This window comes from Hydrogenophaga pseudoflava NBRC 102511, assembly GCF_001592285.1.
GTDB lineage: Bacteria > Pseudomonadota > Gammaproteobacteria > Burkholderiales > Burkholderiaceae_C > Hydrogenophaga > Hydrogenophaga pseudoflava.
Genome location: NZ_BCWQ01000006.1, coordinates 16,427 through 36,606 on the forward strand (window position 1 = coordinate 16,427; position 20,180 = coordinate 36,606).

At 65.4% G+C, this 20,180-nt stretch carries 22 protein-coding genes; 7 read left to right on the plus strand and 15 right to left on the minus strand.

Translation table 11 applies throughout. The annotated features are described in order from the left end of the window. Positions 1-15: 15 nt before the first annotated feature. On the minus strand, positions 16-1,182 hold the full coding sequence (locus tag HPS01S_RS08795) for an acyl-CoA dehydrogenase family protein (protein WP_066154130.1): 1,167 nt from the start codon (positions 1,180-1,182) through the stop codon (positions 16-18). Between the two features lie 111 nt (positions 1,183-1,293). Here HPS01S_RS08795 and HPS01S_RS08800 point away from each other — a divergent pair, with 111 nt between their 5' ends. The 5 genes from HPS01S_RS08800 to HPS01S_RS08820 are packed head-to-tail and all read left to right on the plus strand — an operon-like array spanning position 1,294 to position 6,651. Continuing rightward, positions 1,294-2,499: an acetyl-CoA C-acetyltransferase gene (locus tag HPS01S_RS08800; protein WP_066154133.1), complete on the plus strand. Its 1,206-nt coding sequence runs from the start codon at positions 1,294-1,296 to the stop codon at positions 2,497-2,499. 19 nt (positions 2,500-2,518) lie between these two features. Next, on the plus strand, positions 2,519-4,678 hold the full coding sequence (locus HPS01S_RS08805; protein ID WP_066154137.1) for a 3-hydroxyacyl-CoA dehydrogenase NAD-binding domain-containing protein: 2,160 nt from the start codon (positions 2,519-2,521) through the stop codon (positions 4,676-4,678). 3 nt (positions 4,679-4,681) lie between these two features. Continuing rightward, positions 4,682-5,425, plus strand: a complete 744-nt coding sequence (fabG, locus tag HPS01S_RS08810; protein ID WP_066154139.1) for a 3-oxoacyl-ACP reductase FabG — start codon at positions 4,682-4,684, stop codon at positions 5,423-5,425. A gap of 27 nt (positions 5,426-5,452) precedes the next feature. After that, positions 5,453-6,058 (plus strand): chromate transporter, encoded by a 606-nt coding sequence (locus HPS01S_RS08815; RefSeq protein ID WP_066154141.1) that lies wholly within the window; start codon positions 5,453-5,455, stop codon positions 6,056-6,058. Next, positions 6,055-6,651, plus strand: a complete 597-nt coding sequence (locus HPS01S_RS08820) for a chromate transporter (protein WP_066154149.1) — start codon at positions 6,055-6,057, stop codon at positions 6,649-6,651. Before HPS01S_RS08815 ends, HPS01S_RS08820 begins: the two co-directional genes overlap by 4 nt. Before the next feature lie 15 nt (positions 6,652-6,666). Here HPS01S_RS08820 and HPS01S_RS08825 read toward each other — a convergent pair whose 3' ends face one another. The 4 genes from HPS01S_RS08825 to HPS01S_RS08840 form a co-directional block, all read right to left on the minus strand. Further along, positions 6,667-7,905, minus strand: coding sequence for a Yip1 family protein (locus HPS01S_RS08825; RefSeq protein WP_066154152.1), 1,239 nt, complete (start codon positions 7,903-7,905; stop codon positions 6,667-6,669). 82 nt (positions 7,906-7,987) lie between these two features. Continuing rightward, on the minus strand, positions 7,988-8,320 hold the full coding sequence (locus tag HPS01S_RS08830; RefSeq protein WP_165961683.1) for a hypothetical protein: 333 nt from the start codon (positions 8,318-8,320) through the stop codon (positions 7,988-7,990). Positions 8,321-8,350: 30 nt separating this feature from the next. Beyond that, positions 8,351-9,094, minus strand: a complete 744-nt coding sequence (gene rlmB, locus HPS01S_RS08835; protein WP_066154159.1) for a 23S rRNA (guanosine(2251)-2'-O)-methyltransferase RlmB — start codon at positions 9,092-9,094, stop codon at positions 8,351-8,353. Between the two features lie 40 nt (positions 9,095-9,134). Continuing rightward, a complete protein-coding gene (locus HPS01S_RS08840; RefSeq protein WP_066154161.1) occupies positions 9,135-9,824 on the minus strand; it encodes an ABC transporter ATP-binding protein in 690 nt (229 codons plus the stop codon). A gap of 26 nt (positions 9,825-9,850) precedes the next feature. On the opposite strand from HPS01S_RS08840, the gene HPS01S_RS08845 reads away from it, so the two are divergent. Together HPS01S_RS08845 and mnmH are read left to right on the plus strand one after the other, a co-directional pair. Then, positions 9,851-10,501 carry an arylesterase gene (locus HPS01S_RS08845; RefSeq protein WP_066154164.1) on the plus strand — a complete coding sequence of 217 codons (651 nt, stop codon included), beginning with the start codon at positions 9,851-9,853 and terminating at the stop codon, positions 10,499-10,501. Between the two features lie 7 nt (positions 10,502-10,508). After that, positions 10,509-11,594 (plus strand): tRNA 2-selenouridine(34) synthase MnmH, encoded by a 1,086-nt coding sequence (gene mnmH, locus HPS01S_RS08850; protein WP_066154167.1) that lies wholly within the window; start codon positions 10,509-10,511, stop codon positions 11,592-11,594. A gap of 4 nt (positions 11,595-11,598) precedes the next feature. Here mnmH and HPS01S_RS08855 read toward each other — a convergent pair whose 3' ends face one another. From HPS01S_RS08855 to hfq, 10 genes are all read right to left on the minus strand, one after another. Next, positions 11,599-11,787: a hypothetical protein gene (locus HPS01S_RS08855; protein WP_066154170.1), complete on the minus strand. Its 189-nt coding sequence runs from the start codon at positions 11,785-11,787 to the stop codon at positions 11,599-11,601. Positions 11,788-11,820: 33 nt separating this feature from the next. Further along, the gene (locus HPS01S_RS08860; RefSeq protein ID WP_066154172.1) at positions 11,821-13,011 is read right to left on the minus strand and encodes a PLP-dependent transferase; all 1,191 of its coding nucleotides are present in this window, start codon (positions 13,009-13,011) and stop codon (positions 11,821-11,823) included. 5 nt (positions 13,012-13,016) lie between these two features. Further along, the gene (locus tag HPS01S_RS08865) at positions 13,017-13,541 is read right to left on the minus strand and encodes a phosphoribosyltransferase (RefSeq protein ID WP_066154176.1); all 525 of its coding nucleotides are present in this window, start codon (positions 13,539-13,541) and stop codon (positions 13,017-13,019) included. Between the two features lie 56 nt (positions 13,542-13,597). Further along, positions 13,598-14,986 carry an adenylosuccinate synthase gene (locus HPS01S_RS08870; protein ID WP_066154179.1) on the minus strand — a complete coding sequence of 463 codons (1,389 nt, stop codon included), beginning with the start codon at positions 14,984-14,986 and terminating at the stop codon, positions 13,598-13,600. A 13-nt stretch (positions 14,987-14,999) separates the two neighbouring features. After that, entirely contained in the window at positions 15,000-16,172 is a 1,173-nt protein-coding gene (locus tag HPS01S_RS08875; protein ID WP_066154182.1) for an ATP phosphoribosyltransferase regulatory subunit, read from the minus strand. Between the two features lie 68 nt (positions 16,173-16,240). Then, positions 16,241-16,438 carry a DUF2065 domain-containing protein gene (locus HPS01S_RS08880; protein ID WP_066154185.1) on the minus strand — a complete coding sequence of 66 codons (198 nt, stop codon included), beginning with the start codon at positions 16,436-16,438 and terminating at the stop codon, positions 16,241-16,243. Further along, positions 16,439-17,323 (minus strand): protease modulator HflC, encoded by an 885-nt coding sequence (gene hflC / locus HPS01S_RS08885; RefSeq protein ID WP_066154188.1) that lies wholly within the window; start codon positions 17,321-17,323, stop codon positions 16,439-16,441. It lies immediately after the preceding gene. A gap of 26 nt (positions 17,324-17,349) precedes the next feature. After that, the gene (gene hflK / locus HPS01S_RS08890; RefSeq protein ID WP_066154192.1) at positions 17,350-18,690 is read right to left on the minus strand and encodes an FtsH protease activity modulator HflK; all 1,341 of its coding nucleotides are present in this window, start codon (positions 18,688-18,690) and stop codon (positions 17,350-17,352) included. 56 nt (positions 18,691-18,746) lie between these two features. Continuing rightward, on the minus strand, positions 18,747-19,925 hold the full coding sequence (gene hflX, locus HPS01S_RS08895; protein WP_371836593.1) for a GTPase HflX: 1,179 nt from the start codon (positions 19,923-19,925) through the stop codon (positions 18,747-18,749). Further along, positions 19,922-20,173, minus strand: a complete 252-nt coding sequence (hfq, locus tag HPS01S_RS08900) for an RNA chaperone Hfq (protein ID WP_066154195.1) — start codon at positions 20,171-20,173, stop codon at positions 19,922-19,924. The genes hflX and hfq overlap by 4 nt, the downstream gene beginning before the upstream one ends. Positions 20,174-20,180: the final 7 nt, after the last annotated feature.

Here is a 20,180-nt window from a genome sequence, read left to right on the forward strand (position 1 = left end):
AGCCTGGCGCGCGCGTCAGCGCCCGCCCAGCCCCATTGAGCGCGAGATCACCTCTTTCATGATCTCGTTGGTGCCGCCGTAGATGCGCTGCACGCGCGCGTCGGCATACGCCCGGGTGATCGGGTACTCCCACATGTAGCCGTAGCCGCCGTGCAGCTGCAGGCACTCGTCCATCACCTTGCACTGCAGGTCGGAGCACCAGTACTTGGCCATGCTGGCGGTCGCGGTGTCGAGCTTGTCCTCGCACACCAGTTCGCAGCATTTGTCCACGAACACGCGCGCCACCTGCACCTCGGTCTGCAGTTCGGCCAGGGTGTAGCGGGTGTTCTGGTAGCTGGCCACCGCCTGGCCGAAGACCTTGCGGTCTTTCACATACTCGACCGTCCAGTCGATCGCAGCCTGCGCCGAAGCCACCGCGCCAATCGCGATCTGCAGCCGCTCCCAGGGCAATTGCTCCATCAGGCAGATGAAGCCACGACCCTCGAATGCCGCGCCACCCAGCAGGTTCTGCGCCGGCACTTTCACGTTGTCGAAGAACAGCTCCGAGGTGTCCTGCGCCTTCATGCCCAGTTTCTTCAGGCGTTTGCCCTTGCTGAACCCTTCCATGCCGCGTTCGACCAGGAACAGGCTGGTGCCCTTGGCGCCCGCGGCCGGGTCGGTCTTGGCGACCACGATCACCAGGTCGGCGTGCCAGCCGTTGGTGATGAAGGTCTTGCTACCGTTGAGCAGGTAGTGCGAGCCATCGGCGCTCTTGATGGCCGTGGTCTTCACGCCTTGGAGGTCGCTGCCAGCGGCGGGTTCGCTCATGGCGATGGCACCCACCATCTCGCCGGTCGCGAGCAACGGCAGGTAGTGCTTCTTCTGCGCCTCGGTGCCGTAGTGCAGGACGTACGGCGCCACGATCTCGCTGTGCAGGCCGAAGCCGATGCCGCTGACGCCCGCCCGAGCGATCTCCTCCATCTGCGCCACCGAGTACAGCCGGTCGGCGCCCGCACCGCCGTACTCCTCGGGCATGGTCATGCACAGGAAGCCGTTAGCGCCGGCCGCCCGCCAGACTTCGCGGTCCACGTAGCCCTGATCCTCCCAGCTGTCGTGGAGCGGGGTGATTTCCTTCTCGACGAAGCGGCGGAAGCTGTCGCGGAAGGCCTCGTGGTCGGTGTTGAAAAGCGTGCGGTCGATCATGGCTGTCACCTTTCGGACTGGGTGGGTTGATTTATACAAAGCATTTGCTTGGCAAAAGTCTATACTGATCCGATCGTCCGGACTATCCGGACCCATCCCCCAGGAGACACCATGAGCGAAGCCTTCGTCTACGACGCCATCCGCACACCGCGCGGCAAGGGCAAGAAGGACGGCAGCCTGCACGAGGTCAAGCCGGTCAACCTGCTGGCTGGCCTGCTGAGCGAACTGCAGCGCCGCAACGACCTGGACACCGCCGCGGTGGACGATGTGGTCATGGGCGTGGTCTCGCCCATCGGTGAACAGGGGTCGGTGATTCCCAAGGTGGCCGCGCTCAAGGCCGGCTGGGACTGGCGCTGCGCGGGGGTTCAGCTCAACCGCTTCTGCGCCTCGGGACTGGAGGCGGTGAATATGGCCGCGATGAAGGTGAAAAGCGGCTGGGAAGACCTGGTGGTGGCCGGTGGCGTGGAAAGCATGAGCCGCGTGCCCATCGGCTCCGACGGCGGCGCCTGGGCGCAGGACCCCGAGACCAACAGCGCCACCCTGTTCGTGCCGCAGGGCATCGGCGCCGACCTGATCGCCACGCTCAACGGCTTCTCCCGGCAGGACGTGGATGCCTTCGCGCTGGAATCGCAGAAGCGGGCCGCCGCCGCCCGCGCCGCCGGGCACTTCGACCGCTCGGTCGTGCCGGTGAAGGACAAGATGGGGCTGACCATCCTGGAGAAAGACGAATTCATCAAGCCGGGCACGACGATGGAAGGCCTGGCCGGGCTCAAGCCGGCGTTCGAGCAGCTCGGCGCCATGGGCTTCGACGCCGTGGCCCTGCAACGCTACCCGCAGGTCGAACGCATCCACCACGTGCACCACGCGGGCAACTCCTCGGGCATCGTGGACGGCGCCGCGGCCATCCTGATCGGCAGCGAGGCCGCGGGCAAGACCCACGGCTTCACGCCGCGCGCCCGCATCGTCTCGGTCGCGCTCTCGGGCGCCGACCCGACCATCATGCTGACCGGCCCCATGCCCGCGGCGCGCAAGGCGCTGGCCAAAGCGGGCCTGTCCATCGACCAGATCGACCTGTTCGAGGTCAACGAGGCCTTTGCCGCCGTGCCCATGAAGTTCATGCAGGAGATGGGCGTGCCGCATCAGAAGGTCAACGTCAACGGCGGCGCCATCGCCATGGGACACCCACTGGGCGCGACCGGCGCGATGATCCTGAACACGCTGATCGACGAGCTGCACCGCACGGGCAAGCGCTACGGCCTGGCGACCTTGTGTGTCGGCGGCGGCATGGGCATCGCGACGATTGTTGAACGCGTCTGAACCAGCGGAGACCCCGAACATGATCACCAAAACCATCCGCTACGACCTGGCCAACGGCATCGCCACCATCACCTTTGACGAGCAGGGCTCGCCGGTGAACACCATGTGCCTGCAATGGCAGGACGACCTGGACGCCATTGCGGCCCAGGTGGTCCAGGACAAGGCGCAGCTCAAGGGCATCGTGCTCGCCTCGGCCAAAACCACCTTCTTCGCCGGCGCCGACCTCAAGGGCGTGATGCGCTCGACGGAGGCCGACGGCCCGCGCGTGTTCCGCGAGATCGAACGCATCAAGAAGAACTTCCGCACCATCGAGACGCAGGGCGTGCCGGTGGTGTCCTGTCTGAACGGCGCGGCGCTGGGCGGGGGCTGGGAAGTGGCCCTGGTCGGCCACCACCGCATCGCGGTGAACAACCCCAAGATCCAGTTCGGCCTGCCCGAGATCACGCTGGGCCTGATCCCCGGTGGCGGTGGCATCACCAAGATGACCCGCGTGCTGGGCCTGATGGCAGCCCAACCCTACATTCTGGAAAGCAAGCTGTTCGGCCCCGAAGAGGCGCTGAAGATCGGCGTGGTGCACGAACTGGTCGCCACGCCCGAGGAGCTGCTGCCGCGCGCGCTGGCTTACATCGAAGCCGCGCAAGGCATGCCCGAGGCCTGCACCCACGTCTGGGACCGCAAGGATTACAAGATGCCCGGCGGCACGCCGAGCAACCCCAAGATCGCCGGCATGCTGACGGTGGCACCTGCCGTGCTCAAGCAAAAGACACGCGGCCTCTATCCCGCGCCCGAGGCCGCCCTGGCCGCGATGGTCGAAGGCGCGATGGTGGATTTCGATACCGCCATGCGCGTGGAAAGCCGCTACCTGGCCGGACTGATGACCGGCGGCGTGGCGCGCAACATGATCAACACCTTCTTCTTCAACATGAACGCGATCAAGAGCGGTCAGTCGAGGCCGAAGGACGTGCCGCGCTACCAGCCGAAGAAGGTGGGCGTGCTGGGCGCCGGCATGATGGGTTCGGGCATCGCCTACGCGCAGGCCACGCGTGGCATCGCCACCGTGCTCAAGGACGTGAGCGTCGAAGCCGCCGAGAAAGGCAAGTCGTACACCACCAAGCTCACGCAGAAGCGGGTCGACAAAGGCCAGATGAGCGCCGAGAAACAGCAGGGCATCCTGAACCTCATCACGCCCACCGCCAGCGCCGCCGACCTTCAGGGTTGCGACCTGATCATCGAGGCCGTGTTCGAACAGCGCGAACTCAAGGCCATGGTGACCAAGGAAGCCGAGCCCATGCTTGCCGAGGGCGGTTTCTTCGCCAGCAACACCTCCACCCTGCCCATCTCCGGTCTGGCCCAGGCCAGTGCGAAGCCGGCCAAGTTCGTCGGCATCCACTTCTTCAGCCCGGTGGACAAGATGAAGCTGGTCGAGATCATCCGCGGCAAGGACACCGACGACGAGACCATCGCGCGCGCCTATGACTACGTGCAGGCCCTGGGCAAGCTGCCCATCGTCGTCAACGATTCGCGCGGCTTCTACACCAGCCGCACCTTCGGCACCTTCGTGATGGAAGGCGCCGCCATGCTGGGCGAAGGCATCCCGGCGCCCGTGATCGAAAACGCCGCCATGCAGGCCGGCATGCCGGTCGGCCCGCTGGCCGTGTTGGACGAGACCGCGCTCAGCCTGTCGGTGCATGTGCTGGAACAGACCCGCCTCGACTTCCAGAAGGAAGGCAAGCAATACGTTGCCACGCCCGGCGAGACACTGGTCGAGCAGATGGTCAAGCAGCACAAGCGCCCGGGCCGCGCGGCCGGCGGTGGCTTCTACGACTACCCAAAGGACGGCCGGAAGCACCTCTGGCCGCAGCTCAAGGCGCTCTACGAAAAGCCGAGCGTCGACTGGAACCTGCAGGACGTGAAAGACCGCCTGCTCTACCGCCAGGCGGTGGAAACCGCGCGCTGTCTGGCCGAAGGCGTGCTCACCAGTGTGCACGACGGCAACATCGGCTCGATCTTCGGCATCGGCTTCCCGGCCTGGACAGGCGGCGCGCTGCAGTTTATCTACGGCATGGGCGTCGACGCTTTCGAGCGGCGCTGCGCCGAGCTGGCCGCCCGCCACGGCAGCGGCTTCATACTCGCGGACGCGGTGAAAGCCGCGCTGCATCAACACCAACCCCAGTACTGATTCATGAAACGACTCGAAGGAAAAATCGCCCTCATCACGGGCGCCGCACAAGGCATCGGCCTGGCCACGGCCCTGAAGTTCGCCCGCGAAGGCGCCACCGTCGTCGTCTGCGACGTCAGGCAGGCCGCGGTCGACGAGGCCGTGAAGCAATGCCAGGCCGAAGGAGCCACAGCCACGGGCTTCGTGATGGACGTGACCCAGCGCGACATGGTCGACGCCGTGGTGGCCCAGGTGAAGGAGCGCTTCGGCCGCATCGACGTGCTGGTGAACAACGCCGGCATCACGCAGGACGCGCGCCTGCAGAAGATGACACTGGAGCAGTTCGACAAGGTGATCGATGTCAACCTGCGCGGTGTCTTCCACTGCGCGCAGGCCGTGGCCGACACCATGACCGCCCAGGGCAGCGGCGTGATCCTCAACGCCTCGTCGGTGGTCGGCATCTACGGCAACTTCGGCCAGACCAACTACGCCGCCACCAAGTTCGGCGTGATCGGTTTCACCAAGACCTGGAGCCGCGAACTCGGCCCCAAGGGCGTGCGCGTCAACGCGGTCGCCCCCGGCTTCATCAGCACGCCCATCCTGAGCACCATCCCCGACAAGGTGATCCAGGAGATGGAGCACCGCGTGCCGCTCAAGCGCCTGGGCCAGCCGGAAGAAATTGCCAACGTCTACGCCTTCCTGGCCAGCGACGAGGCCAGCTACATCAACGGGGCTGTCATCGAGGTTTCCGGCGGCATGTCGGTGTGACCTTCGGGCGCCCGGGATAATCCGGACATGCCCGAACACACACCATCCACCGACGCCGCCCCCAACCGCCCGCGCTCGCGCACCGACCTCTTTCTGTCCTTCACCTGGCTGGCCCTGCAGGGCTTCGGCGGGGTGCTGGCCGTGGTGCAGCGCGAGCTGGTGGAGAAGAAGCGCTGGATGACCCGTGAACAGTTCGTCGAGGACTGGGCCGTGGCGCAGATCATGCCCGGCCCCAACGTGGTCAACCTCTCGCTGATGATCGGAGGCCGCTACTTCGGCCTGCCCGGCGCGCTGGCCGCGCTCTCGGGCATGCTCGCGGCGCCCTTGGTCCTCGTGCTGCTGCTCGCCGCGCTGTACGGCAGCGTGGCCGACAGCGCTGCGGCACAAGGTGCGCTGCGCGGCATGGGCGCCGTGGCCGCCGGACTGATCACCGCCACCGGCATCAAGCTGATCGGCGCGCTGGACAAGAACGCCATGGGCCTGTGGGTCTGCATCGGCCTGGCCGCCCTCACCTTCGTCGCCATCGCCCTGCTGCGCCTGCCGCTGGCCTGGGTGCTGCTGGTCATCGGCAGCGGCGCCTGCCTCTGGGCCTACCGGGTGCTGGGCCGCACCGGCAAGGAGACCCAAGCATGAGCATGGCGCCCACCTTTGCCAACTGGCTGGACCTGTTCCTGCACTTTGCGTCGCTGTCGCTGCTTGCGGTGGGCGGCGCCATCACCACCGCGCCCGACATGCACCGCTACCTGGTGGGCGAGCAGCACTGGCTGAGCGACGCGCAGTTCAACTCGTCCATCGCCCTCTCGCAGGCCGCCCCGGGCCCGAACGTGCTGTTCGTCGCCCTGCTGGGCTGGAACGTGGGTCTGAATGCGGGCGGAGGCCCCTCCGCGGGCTGGCTGGCCTGGGCGCTGGCGTTGCTGGGCGTGGCGGTGACGCTGGTGGCCATCATGCTGCCCTCGTCCATCCTCACCTACACCGCCACCCAGTGGGGCCACCGCAACCGCGAGCTGCGAGCCGTGCGGGCCTTCAAGACTGGCATGGCGCCCATCGTGATCGCCCTGCTGATCGCCACCGGCTGGCTGCTGAGCGCGTCTCACAACGTCCCGGCGCGCGACTGGCCCCTGTGGCTGCTGACCGTCTGCGCTGCGCTGCTGGTCTGGCGCACCCGGCTGCACCTGCTCTGGATGATCGGCGCGGGCGCGCTGGCCGGCGCCATGGGCTGGGTCTGACGGGTCTGGCCCGGCTTACTTCTGGCGCTGCAGGCCGGACAGGCCCTTGACGTCCAGCGCGTTCATGGCGGCGCGCACGCCGTCGATGTTCACGTTGTCACCGCTGACCTCGATCAGCACGCCATTGGCCAGCATCATCGACATCTCGGCGCTCGAACCGTCCTTGCGGTACTCCTCCTTGAAGGCCACGCCGTCTTTCTTGTAGACTTTCTCGACCTCGTCCTGGGTCTCACGGCTGACCGTGCTCTGCGCCCAGGCCCCCATCGCCATCATCAGGGCGGGCATGGCGCCGATGTCCTGCACCTTGACCTCGACACGGCCCGCATCGTTGCGGAACTCTGAGGTGACACTGGAGAAGGTCATCCCCATCGCCGAATCCGAACGGGCCTCGATGGCGGTGCGTTCCATGCCGGCGAGCTTGGCCGGCACATAGGCCTGCAGTGCATCGGGTGCGAACGGCTGGCCACCCTGACCGCTGCCCATGGCCGCCCCCATCATCTCGCCCAGCGCCTTGCCCGCGGCCTCCGAGTCGCCCTTGGCCTGGGCCGCCTCCATCTGCTTGCTGGCCTCTTCCATCTTCTTGGCCGCCTCTTCCAGCTGCGCGGTGTTGATGGTGACCTCAGAGCCCGGCACCTTGATGCTCACGTCCCCCGCGGGGGCGCTGGCGCCGCCCATCATCATGCCGGCGCCGCCGCTGAACAGGCTGCCCACGGTCATCACCACGATGCTGGCCACGATGCCGCAGACGATCAGCACGGCGGTGAAACCCAGCGCCTTGCCCTCGGGCACCTTCATCATCACCGGCACACCGGTGTAGAGCAGATAGATCGAGTAGAGCGCGGCCAGCAGGCCCAGCATGGACAGCGCCGGCAGCAGGTTGAACACCCCGCCCAGCAGACCGGCGGTGGCGCCGTAGGCGACCAGCTTGAAGGCCTTGCCCATGTCCTTCTGGCCGCCGAAGCTCGGGGCCAGCGCATTGGCCACCAGGGCCAGCACATAGATCATCACCAGGGTCAGCACGAAACCGACCACCATGTTGGCCAGCCCCGCCAGGATGGGCACCCGGAAATGGATGCCCATCATGCCCGTGCCGATCAGGCTGAAGCCGATGAAAGCCGCCAACGACGACACGCCGGCCAGGTAGACCAGGTAGTTCTTGTAGAGACCGGCAATGTCGTCCGGCTCGCCCTCGATGATCGGCCAGGTGGCCTTGGGCTTGAGCAGAATGGCTTGCACGCGTTCAACCAGGTTCATGAATTCCTCCTCGGGGTTGCAGACACAAGAAAACGGTCCGGCAGCGCGAACCATACCGCCATCCGCCGCAGCGGGCCACCTTTCAGCGTGGGCTTTCGAAGAACACCGCGTTGGTGTAGTCGCTGATCTCGAAATAGACCTTCTTTTCGCCCGGGTCGGCCACCATGTTCTGGTTCTCGTCGAGCACGCCATACCCGTAGCGGTAGGCACGCGGCTTGCCGTCGTCGGTGCCCAGGGCCGTGCTCATCTTGTCGATGGACAAAAAGCGCCGGGCCAGTTTGTCGCCGGCGTAGATTTCGAGCACGCCGTTGGTGCCGGTCCAGTTCTGGATGTCGCGGCTGATCTTGTTCTGCTGTTCCTGCGTGCACCCGGCGAGCAAGACCAACCCCAGAACACAGGCGAATGCAGACGTCATGGGCTTCATGCGAGCCTCCCTTGAAAAAGATCAGCCGCGCTGGCGCAAGGCCTCGTACAGGCAAACGCCACTGGCCACCGACACGTTCAGGCTTTCGACGCCGCCCTTCATGGGGATGCCCACCAGCTCGTCGCAGGTCTTGCGCGTGAGCTGGCGCATGCCGTCGCCTTCGGCGCCGAGCACCAGGGCCACCGGCCCCTTGAGATCGACCTGGTACAGCGTCTTGGGCGCATCGTCGCTGGTGCCGATGACCCAGATGTTGCGTTCCTTGAGTTCGTTCAGGGTGCGCGCCAGGTTGGTCACCATGAAATACGGCATGGTCTCAGCCGCACCGCTGGCCACCTTGGCCACCGTGGCATTGATGCCGACAGCGTGGTCCTTGGGCGCAATCACCGCATGGGCACCCGCGCCGTCGGCCACCCGCAGGCAGGCGCCCAGGTTGTGGGGGTCGGTCACGCCGTCGAGCACCAGAAGCAGCGGCGCGATGCCATCGGCCTCCAGCTTTTCCAGCAGTTCGTCCAGCGAATGGGCCTGCTCCAGCGCGTTGACCCGGGCCGCGACGCCCTGGTGGCCGTGGCTGCCCGCGAGTTTGGCCAGGCGCAGGCCATCGGCCTCGATCAGGCGCACGCCCGCCTCCTTGGCGCGCTCGATGAACTGCCGCATGCGCTGGTCGCGCCGCGTCGGCTCGAAGTAGATCTCGATGATGGATTGGGGCGCGGTTTTCAGGCGCACACCCACGGCGTGGAAGCCGAACAGGACTTTGGGGGAGGACATGCCCCGATTATCAAGCCCCCACGCGCCGCTTTCGATCTGCTCAGGCCGCCGCCGCCTCCGGCTCGCTGGCCTGACCGGCCTCGATGGTGATGCGCCGCTCGCAGCGCTGGGCGATGCCCCGGTCGTGCGTCACCAGCACCAGGGTGGTGCCCTGCTCGCGGTTGAGCTCGAACATCAGCTCCATGACCTTCTCGCCGGTCGCAAAGTCCAGGCTGCCGGTGGGTTCGTCCGCCAGCAGCACCGCCGGCTGCACCACGAAGGCCCGCGCCAGCGCCACGCGCTGCTGTTCGCCGCCCGACAGCACCTTCGGGTAGTGGCCAAGGCGCTCGCCCAGGCCCACGCGCTGCAGCATGGCGGTGGCGGCGCTGCGGGCATCGCGCCGGCCGGCCAGTTCCAGCGGCAGCATCACGTTCTCCAGCGCGGTCAGATTGCCCAGCAGCTGGAAGCTCTGGAACACGAAGCCGAGCTTCTGGGCGCGCAGCGCCGCGCGCTGGTCCTCGTCGCGGGCGAACAGGTCCACGCCATCGATGAACACAGTGCCGCGGGTCGGTGTGTCCAGCCCGGCAATGATGGACAGCAAGGTGCTCTTGCCCGAACCCGAGGCACCGACGATGGCGGCGGTTTCCCCTTGGCGCAGGGAGAAATCGATATCGCGCAAAATCGTCAGCGTGCCTGTGGAGTCGGTGACCGACTTGAACACATGCTGCACCACAATCATTTCCTGAGCCATGTAGTCCGCCCTGAAAGGCCCGACAGTTGAAACGACGCCACTTTAACGCCCTGCTCTGCGCCGCCGCCGGCGCGGGGTCAATCGCGCCGGTCTTCGCACAAACGGCCGCCACAGCGGCCAACGTGCTGGTGGTCGGCGACTCGCTCAGTGCCGAATACGGCCTGCGGCGCGGCAGCGGCTGGGTGCAGATCCTGCAGGAACGCATGATCAAGGAGGGCATTCCGGCGCGCATGGTCAACGCCGGCATCAGTGCCGACACCACCTCAGGTGGCCGGTCCCGCCTGCCGGCGCTGCTCAGGCTGCACAAGCCGGCGGTGGTGATCATCGAGCTGGGCGCCAACGACGCGCTGCGCGGCCTGCCGCTGAACATGACGCGCGACAACCTGACCGCCATGACGAGGGCCTCGAAGGTGGCCGGTGCCAAGGTGGTCCTCGTCGGTATGCAGGTGCCGCCCAACTACGGCAGCCAGTACACCCGAGACTTCCGTGACCTCTTCCAGCAGGTGGCCAGCGCGGAAAAGGTCGCCCTGGTGCCCTTCCTGCTCAAGGGCGTGGCCGACCTGCCCGACCCGACCCTGCTGTTCCAGGACGACCGCATCCACCCCAACGAGGCCGCCCAGGCCACGATCGCCAACAACGTCTGGCCGGTGCTCGCGCCCCTGCTGCCGAAACGATAATCGGCGGATGCCTGTCCGTACCCTGCCCGCCACCGAGGTGCTGCACCGCCTTGGCGAATTTGACGCCGTCATCGACGCCCGTTCCGAAGACGAACATGCGCTCGACCACGTGCCCGGTGCGCTGAACTGGCCCAGCCTGAACAATGCCGAACGCATCCTGATCGGCACCATGTACAAGCAGGTCGACGCCTTCGAGGCCAAGAAGCGCGGCGCAGCGCTGGCCGCGCGCAACATCGCCGCACACATTGAACGGGAAGTGCTGGACAAGCCCAAAGGCTGGAAACCGCTGGTCTATTGCTGGCGCGGCGGCAACCGCAGTGGTGCACTGGCCACCATCCTGGGCGCGATCGGGTTCCAGGTCACGCTGATCGAGGGAGGCTACAAGGCCTGGCGCGCCGCCCTCGTGGAAGACCTGCCCGCGCAGGCGCAGCGCCTGCACTACCGCGTGGTCTGCGGCCCCACCGGCAGCGGCAAGACACGCCTGCTGCACGCGCTGGCGGCCGAAGGCGCTCAGGTGCTGGACCTTGAAGGCCTGGCCCGCCACCGCAGTTCGGTGCTCGGGCACATCCCTGGGGTCGAACAGCCCAGCCAGAAGCGATTCGACAGCCTCGTTTGGGAGGCCCTGCAGGCCTTCGACCCGGCGCGCCCTGTGTTCGTCGAAAGCGAGAGCAAGAAGGTGGGCAACCTCCGTGTGCCCGATGCACTGATCGACGCCATGCGCGCCAGCCCCTGCATCGACCTGCGACTGCCCGATGAAGAGCGCGTGGCCCTGCTGATGGAAGACTACGACTTTTTCGTGAAGGACAGCGAGCACTTCTGTCGGCGGCTGGAAGCGCTGACCGAGTTGCGCGGCAAGGCGGTGGTGGGCGAGTGGATCGAAAAAGTGCGCGCCGGCCGCACCAAGGAAGTGGTGCTGGACCTGCTCAGGCAGCACTACGACCCGACGTATGCGGCATCCATAGAGCGCAACTTTGCGCTCCATGCCCAAGCGCTCCCCTGCAGCCTGGGCTCTGGCTCAGATCAATCGATGCGCGTGGCCGCTCGCTCGCTGCTGAGCCCGACGGGCTCGCAGCCCCTACCCGACGAAAGTTAGCCGATCAGCCGGCGGACGTGGGGCTCGCGTCTGAGCTGTCGCCGGCATCCGGCTTTTGGCCGGCGTCCTGCTCATCAGGGCTGCCGTCTCCGTGCGACTTGCGCTCGGCCTTGTTGCGCAGCTTTTCCTCTTTCTTCTGCTTCTTGGCGAGCTCGCGTTGGCGTTTTTCGTATCCGTAGTTGGGTGTGGCCAAGGGGGTGTTTCCGAGGTTGAGGTGGTGAATTGGTCAGGTGTGTAGGGCCGCAAGGGCTTGGGCCAGGTCAGCCCTGAGATCATCGGCGCTTTCCAGGCCGATGGCAAACCGCACCAGCCCACCTTTGTGCGCCCAGGGCCGGGTGCGGATCGCCGGCACGTTGTACGGCGCGCAGAGACTGATCGGTCCCGCCCAGCTCCAGCCTGGCCTGAACAGCCGCAGACGGTCACAGAAGGCGTCGATCTGGGACTGGGAGAAGCGCTCGTCGAACACGGCGCTGAACAGACAGGCCGCCGCAGTCGCTTCGCGTGCCCATGCTTCATGCCCCGGAGAGCCCGCCAGCGCCGGATGCAGAACACGCACGACGCCCGGCTGGTCCTGCATCCAGGTGGCCAGCGCCCTTGTGGTCGCATCCTGCGCCTGGTAGCGCAAGGGCATGGAGGCCAGGCCCCGCAGCACCAGCTCGGTGTCGTTGCCGCTGACACCCAGACCCAGACGCATGTGACACATCAGTAGCTGGTGGTGCAGTGCGTGGTCGCGCGTCACCACGGAGCCCATCAGCACATCGGCGCCCCCGCTGGGGTACTTGGTCAGCGCCTGCATCGAGATGTCGACCCCCAGGTCGAACGGGCGAAAGGCGATGCCGGCGCCCCAGGTGTTGTCCAGCGCGGTCAGGATGCGGCGTTCGGGCGCTCTGCCGTCGTTCGCCTGACGCACCGCCGCCACCAGCGCGGGAATGTCCGGAAACTCCAGCGTGATCGAACCCGGTGCCTCGATCCACACCAGGCGCGTGGCGGGTGACAGACGGCTGGCCAGATCCGCAGGATCCAGCGGGTCGTAGTAGCGGTGGGTGATGCCCCAGTGCGCGAGCTCACCAGCTGCGAACGCCTTGCCCGGACCATAGGCGTTGTCGGGCAGCAGCACCTCATCGCCCTGGCGCAGGAAGCTCATGTCGACCAAAGTCAGCGCCGACAGGCCGCTGGGCGCCAGCACGCAATACTGCCCACCCTCGATGGTGGCGATGCGCTCTTCCAGCGTGAAGGTGGTCGGCGTGCCATGCAGGCCGTAGGTGTAGCCGCTCTTGTCGGCCCACTCCTGCGTGCGAAGGGCCTGCACGTCCTTGAACAGGACGGTGGACGCCTTGTGCACGCCGGGCGCAACGGCGTCAAAGCCCTCGGGAGGGCGGTATGGATGATGGATCAGTCGGGTGGACAGGTCTGACATTGAGTTCAGAGCTTCCACTTTTCGAGCAACTGCGCCGGCCGCATGCTGTCGTAGCTCTCGAAGGGTTGATGGATCCAGGGGTTGGTCGGCAGGAACTCGACCGAGTAGTCGGGCGTGAACACCGACACCGCCTTGGTCCAGATCACGGCGCTGCGCAGTTCGCTGATCGGCTTGTAGTGATTCTTGAGGGTGTCGATCACGGCCCTGAGCGTGTGGCCGGAGTCGGCCAGGTCATCGACCAGCAGCACCTTGCCGGCAATCTCGCCTCTGGGCGTGGTGATGTAGCGAGCGATGTCGAGGTTGCCCTGCTCGGTCCCGGCGTTGGCGCGGTAGGAACTGGTGGACATGATCGCCAGCGGCACGTCAAAGATGCGCGACAGGATGTCCCCGGGCCGCATGCCACCGCGCGCAAGGCACAGAATGGTGTCGAACTCCCATCCGGACTGGTAGACCTTGAGCGCCAGCTTCTCGATCAGGTTGTGGTATTCGTCGTACGAGACGTAGAGGTGTTTGCCGTCTTCGGTCAGCATGCGTGTCTTCCGTTCGTGGTCGCGGGTGGATTCATTCTGCACCAGAGCAACGAGGCTCAGGCACTGAACGGATGGTGAAGCAGGATGGTGTGGTCGCGGTCCGGACTGGTCGACACCACGTGGATCGGCACGCCAGTGGTCTCCTGGATGCGGTCCAGGTAGCGCTGCGCGTTGACCGGCAAGTCCTCATAACGCGTCTTGCCGACCGAGCTCTCGGTCCAGCCTGGCAGTGTTTCGTAAATCGGCTTGCAGCGAGAGATTTCATCGGCGCCGGCGGGCAGTATGTCGATGATCTCGCCGTCCAGCTCGTAGCCGGTGCACAGCTTGAGCTCGGACAGACCGTCAAGCACGTCGAGCTTGGTGATGCACAGGCCGGTGAGCCCATTCACCTGGGCCGAGCGCTTGAGCAGCGCGGCGTCGAACCAGCCGCAGCGGCGCGAGCGCCCCGTGGTCACACCTTTTTCAGCACCCACGGTGCTCATGTGGTACCCGGGTGTGCCAGGCACCTCCCAGTCCAGCTCGGTCGGGAAGGGACCGCCACCCACCCGTGTGCAATAGGCCTTGGTGATGCCCAGCATGTAGTGCAGCATCTGCGGCCCGACGCCGGACCCGGCGGCTGCATTGCCGGCCACACAGTTGCTCGAGGTCACGAACGGGTAGGTACCGTGGTCGATGTCCAGCAGCGTGCCCTGGGCGCCTTCGAACAGCAGGTTGGCACCCGCCTTGTGGGCCTCGTTGAGCTCACGGGACACGTCGGCGATCATGGGCTTGATCAGTTCGGCCTGGTGCATGGCCTCGTCATAGACCGCATCAAACTGGATCTCGCCGTCCTTCATGTAACCCGCGATCTTCTCGTCCCAGGCCAGTTCGGCGGAGTGGAGGAAGGTCTTGAGCACGTGGTTGTGCAGCGCCAGCAACTCGCGCAGCTTGGTCGCGAAGCGCTCGGGATACTTGAGGTCCATCACGCGCAATGCGCGGCGGGCGATCTTGTCCTCATAGGCCGGACCGATGCCGCGGCCCGTGGTGCCGATCTTCTCGTTGCCGGCCTTGACCTTGGCGGCCTCGCGGGCAACGTCGATCGCGGCGTGGAACGGCAGGATCAGAGGGCACCCCTCACTCACCCGCAGACGCGAGCGCACTTCCACACCGGCCTTTTCCAGACCCACGATCTCTTCAAAAAGCTTGCCCACCGAGAGCACCACGCCATTGCCGATGTAGCACTTCACGCCGGGACGCATGATGCCGCTGGGAATCAGGTGCAGAGCAGTTTTGACCCCGTTGATCACCAGCGTGTGTCCAGCGTTGTGACCACCCTGAAAACGCACGACCCCCTGCGCGGACTCGGTCAGCCAGTCAACGAGCTTGCCTTTGCCTTCATCGCCCCACTGCGTACCCACGACCACCACGTTGCGTCCCGCAGAAGCGGCGCTGCTGTTCTTGCTCATTGCTTGATTCCGGTTAAAGGGATTTCACTGTCCAGGCACCCGCGCGCGCCGGATCGGGCACCAGTTCGCGGTCGCAATGGAACTCGTTGACTTCATGGTCGTGACCCGGCAGGGCACAGACGACGGTATGGCCCTGGGCCCGCAGCTCGGCGACGGTTTCTCGCAAGCCAGGCTCCATGCCCCAGGGCGAACGGATGGCCGCCACCAGAGGACGAGGCTCCACCGCACCAACCAGTTCCTTGAGGTCCAGGCTGAAGCCAACCGCAGGGCGTTTGCGCCCGAAGACCGCCCCCACCTCGTCGTACCGGCCTCCGCGCGCCAGCTCCATCGCAGCACCTTGCGGCCCTTGAGCAAACACGGCGAAGCGCATGCCGGTGTAGTAGGCGTACCCCCGCAGGTCCGCCAAGTCGACGGAGACCACAACATCATCACCCGCAGCGTGGTCGGCCAACCATTGCAGGTCGTCAAGCGCCAGCGTCAAAGCAGCAGAAGGGGTCAGCAGGGATCGCGCCCTGGAAATGACAGAGGCGTCACCAAACAGTCCTGGTAGCGACATCAGGTCGTTGCACACCGCGTCAGGAAGGCCTTTGGTCAGCTCGGACAGCCCTGGCACATCCTTGCCTGCGAGAGCAACATGGATGGCGCGCACCGTGTCGGCCGGCAGCGGCACCGGTGAAAGGACGGCGTCGATCACACGCACATCCGCGAGATCAAGCTGCAGCCGCCGAACGCCGGCATGACGAAGACAGGCCTGAGCCAGCTCCAGCACCTCCAGATCTGCCTCCAGGCCGGCATGCCCATAGATTTCGGCGCCAAACTGCAAGGGCTCCCGACTGGCCAGGGGACGGTCGACCCGGGTGTGAACCACTGGCCCGCAGTAACTCAGACGGGCCACACCCCGCCGGTTGAGCAGATGGGCATCGATTCGCGCGACTTGCGGCGTGCTGTCGGCACGAAGCCCCAGCGAGCGGCCGGACAGCTGATCAACCAGTTTGAAGGTCATCAGGTCCAGCGCTTCACCGGTACCCGTGAGCAACGAGTCCAGATGCTCGACCATCGGCGGCATCACCAGCTCGTAGCCATAGCCGCGGGCGGTGTCCAGCAAACCCCTGCGAAGTTCTTCGATGTGCCGTGCCTCGGACGGCAGGACATCGGCAATGTGATCCGGGAGGACCCAGGCAGACATGTGAAATGAAGGGGGCTGTTAAAAACGTGATTTTACCGGGAGCTGCGCCCCGGTTTGGCTGTTGCTGCTCAGGCGACCCACCACCAGAGCGTCAGGCCGCAGAGAAGGCAGATCAGACCGAAAAAACGGATCTGGCCATCGCGCATGCGCAGCATTTCGGAAAACACGCGGCGCCAGACTCTGGGCGCCACAAAGGGCATGAGCCCTTCGAAGATGAGGACCAGCGCCAGCGTGGGCCAGAACAGGTCGTAAAGCGCTGTCGTCACTCAGCGGGCTGCCGGAGCGCCGCGCATGGCCTTGAAGAACTCCGAAGACGGGTCCAGCACCATCACATCCGACTTACCGGTGAAGCTGGCCTTGTACGCTTCCAGGCTGCGATAGAACTGAGCGAACGCCGGGTCTTTGCCAAACGCCTCACCATACAGCGCAGCGGCCTTGGCATCGCCCTCGCCTTTCACCGCCTGCGCCTGCTTATAGGCATCGGCCAGAATCACCTCGCGCTGGCGGTCGGCATCGGCGCGAATCTTCTCTCCCTCGGCAAAGCCGGTGGAACGCAGTTCATTGGCCACCCGTTTGCGCTCGGTTTCCATGCGCTGATAGACCGATGCCGTGATGCTCTCTGCATAGTCCACGCGCGTGATGCGCACATCGACCACATCCATGCCCCAGGGCTTTTCAGCACCGGCCACTGCGCGCAGCACCTCGCGCTTGACGTCCTCCATCAGCTCTTCGCGACGGCTGGACAGCAGTTCGTTGAGCGTGCGCTTGTTGACCTCTTGCTGGAAGGAGTTGCGCACCACCCGGTTCAGCTGCAGCGCGCCGGCGCTTTCATTCAGACCGACGTTGCGGATGTACTGCTGAGGCTCGCTGATGCGCCAGCGCACATACCAGTCGATCACCACGCGCTGCTTTTCCGCCGTCAGCGTCGGCTCCGTATCGCTGCTCTCCAGTGTCAGCAGCCGCTTGTCTATGTAGGACACATTCTGGACCAGCGGAATCTTCCAGCCCAGCCCAGGCTCGGTCACGACCTTCTTGATTTCCCCCAGCTGAAACACCACGCCAAACTGGCGCTGGTCGACCACGAAGAACGTGGCGCTGAGAAACGCCAGAGCCACCAGGAAAGAGGTGACGATAAATCCAAGCTTGTTCATGTCTCGAAATCTCCGGACGTCTTGCTTCAGCGGCTCTCACGCTCGCGCGAGCGGGCATTGCTGCTGTTCGTGGTGGCAGGCGCCGGGACCTGCGAGCTGGTCACGGGAGGCGTCACCGCAGCAGATGCCGAAGGCGACTGAGTGACCTGCTGCATCAACTTGTCCAGCGGCAGATACAACAGGTTCGAGCCAGCCTTGCTGTCGACCATCACCTTGGTGACGTTCGAATAAATGTCGGACATGGCGTCCAAGTACATGCGGTCGCGGGTCACCTGTGGCGCCTTCTGGTATTCGGTCAGCACCGCACGGAAACGCTGGGCATCACCATCGGCCTGGCCGACGATGCGCGCGCGGTAACCCTCCGCCTCGGCAGCCAGGCGAGAGGCCGCGCCGCGCGCCCTCGGCACCACGTCGTTGGCATAGGCCTGGGCCTCGTTTTTGGCGCGGTCGCGCTCCTGACTGGCCTTGAGCACGTCGTCAAACGCCGCCTGCACCTGCTCGGGCGGCCGCACATGCGTCAGGTTGACGCCTTCGACCACAACGCCCACCTTGTAGCGATCCAGGATGGTCTGCATCAGCGCCCGCACCCTCGGAGCGATCTGGTCGCGCTCCTCCACCAGGGCGGCATCCATCTTCATCTTGCCGACCACCTCGCGAACCGCGGTTTCGGCAGCCTTCACCACAGCAGACTCAGGATCGCGACTTTCGAACAGGTAAGCCCGGGCATCGCTGAGGCGGAACTGCACGACCAGCTTGATGTCGACGATGTTCTCGTCTGCGGTCAGCATGGACGACTCACGCAGCCCGGTGGCGGGCACGATGGCGTCACGCCCCACGTCCACCGAACGCAACTGGGTCACCGCCACAGTCTCATGGCGCTCGATCGGGTACGGCATGCGCCAGCTGATACCTGCCCCCACCGTGTTGCTGTACTTGCCGAAACGCGTGATGACCGCCTGTTGGCCTTCCTGCACGATGAAGAAGCCCGTCCCCAGCCATATCAGCAGCGCCACCAGACCGATCAGGCCAGCACCGATACCCGCCGATTTGGGGCTGGGGTTGAAGCCCGGTGTGCCTCCACCATTGCCACCGCGATTCCCGCCGCCTTTTCCACCCAGCAAACCACCCAGCTTGCGGTTGAAGTCGCGCCACAGTTCGTCCAGGTCCGGCGGCCCCTGGTTGGGACCTTGGGGACGCTGCCCCCGGGGCTGAAGGTCGTCTTTTTCACCCGGTTTGGGGTCGGAGTCGCCGCGCTGGGGCTCTTCGCCTCTCCCCCAGCGGGGGTCGTTCAGGTTGAACACACCCAGCAGCCTCGCCCGCCAACCCGGACGGACCCCGGCACCAGGACCGCCGGAGAGGGATTCCATATTCACATTCATGGATGGTCAACTCTTGTTTCGGATCAAAACCACATTGTGCCCAATCAGGGCGCCGGATCATCGGAGGGGGCATCTTCCCCAGATGGCTCACCGCCAGCGACACGCTCCAGCACGATCGACGCCAGCAAGGCCCTCAACTCTGGCAGGCCGGTGCCCGCCAGCGCACTTACGAAGATACGAGGCACGCTTTGGCCGTCGAGTTCCATGGCGTCCTGCAGCACACGGGGTGCACTGGCTGGATCCATGGCGTCAAGCTTGTTGAAGACCAGTATCTGTGGCACCTGGTTCGCCCCGATCTCCTGCAGGACACCCTGCACCGACGCGATCTGTTCCAGGTGCGATGGGTTGGATGCATCGACCACATGCAGCAACAGATCGGCGTCGGCCGCTTCCTGCAGCGTTGCAGCAAACGCATCCACCAGTCCGTGCGGCAGGTCGCGAATGAACCCCACCGTGTCCGATAGCGACACCGACCGCCCCGCCTCACCGAGATACAGTTGCCGGGTGGTGGTGTCCAGCGTGGCGAACAGCTGGTCGGCGGCATAAGCGCGCGCCTTCACCAGCGCATTGAACAGCGAAGACTTGCCAGCGTTGGTGTAGCCCACCAGTGAAATCGCAAACGCATCGCGCCGCTCCCGCTGCCGGCGCTGGGTCGCGCGCTGCTTCTTGACTTTCTCCAGCCGGTCCTTGGTCCGCTTGATGGCCTCGGCGATCATCCGGCGGTCCAGTTCGATCTGCGTCTCACCCGGACCACCGCGCATGCCAATCCCCCCGCTCTGGCGTTCCAGGTGGGTCCAGCGCCGGACCAGACGTGTCGAGAGGTACTGAAGGCGCGCCAACTCCACCTGGAGCTTGCCTTCGTGGCTGCGGGCGCGCTGCGCAAAAATCTGAAGGATCAGCAGGGTCCGGTCATTGACCGGTAAACCCAGCGCACGCTCGAGGTTGCGCTGCTGGGCCGGGCTCAGGGCCTGGTCGAACAGCACCTCGCTGGCACCAGTGGCCTGCGCCAGCATCCTGATTTCTTCCGCTTTGCCCGAACCGACAAACAACGCAGGATCGGGTGCCTTGCGCTTGCAGGTGACGCGATCAGCCACAGCAAAACCGGCCGTCTTCGCCAACAGGCCAAGTTCTTCGAGCGAGTGATCGAAATGGGGTAGACCGAAGTCCACCCCCACAAGAACAACCGACGGATGCGCCGGTGCGGAGGTACCTGAGGGGATCAAGAGCCGGAAGATTCGTCCGCACCGACGGCGGAGAACTGGACCGGGCGACCCGGAACGATGGTGGAGATCGCGTGCTTGTACACCATCTGGGTCACAGTGTTGCGAAGCAGAACGACGTATTGGTCAAACGATTCAATCTGGCCCTGCAGTTTGATCCCGTTCACCAGGTAGATGGAAACGGGCACATGCTCCCGACGCAACTGGTTCAGAAAGGGGTCTTGCAAGAGCTGGCCTTTGTTATTGCTCACGATATGC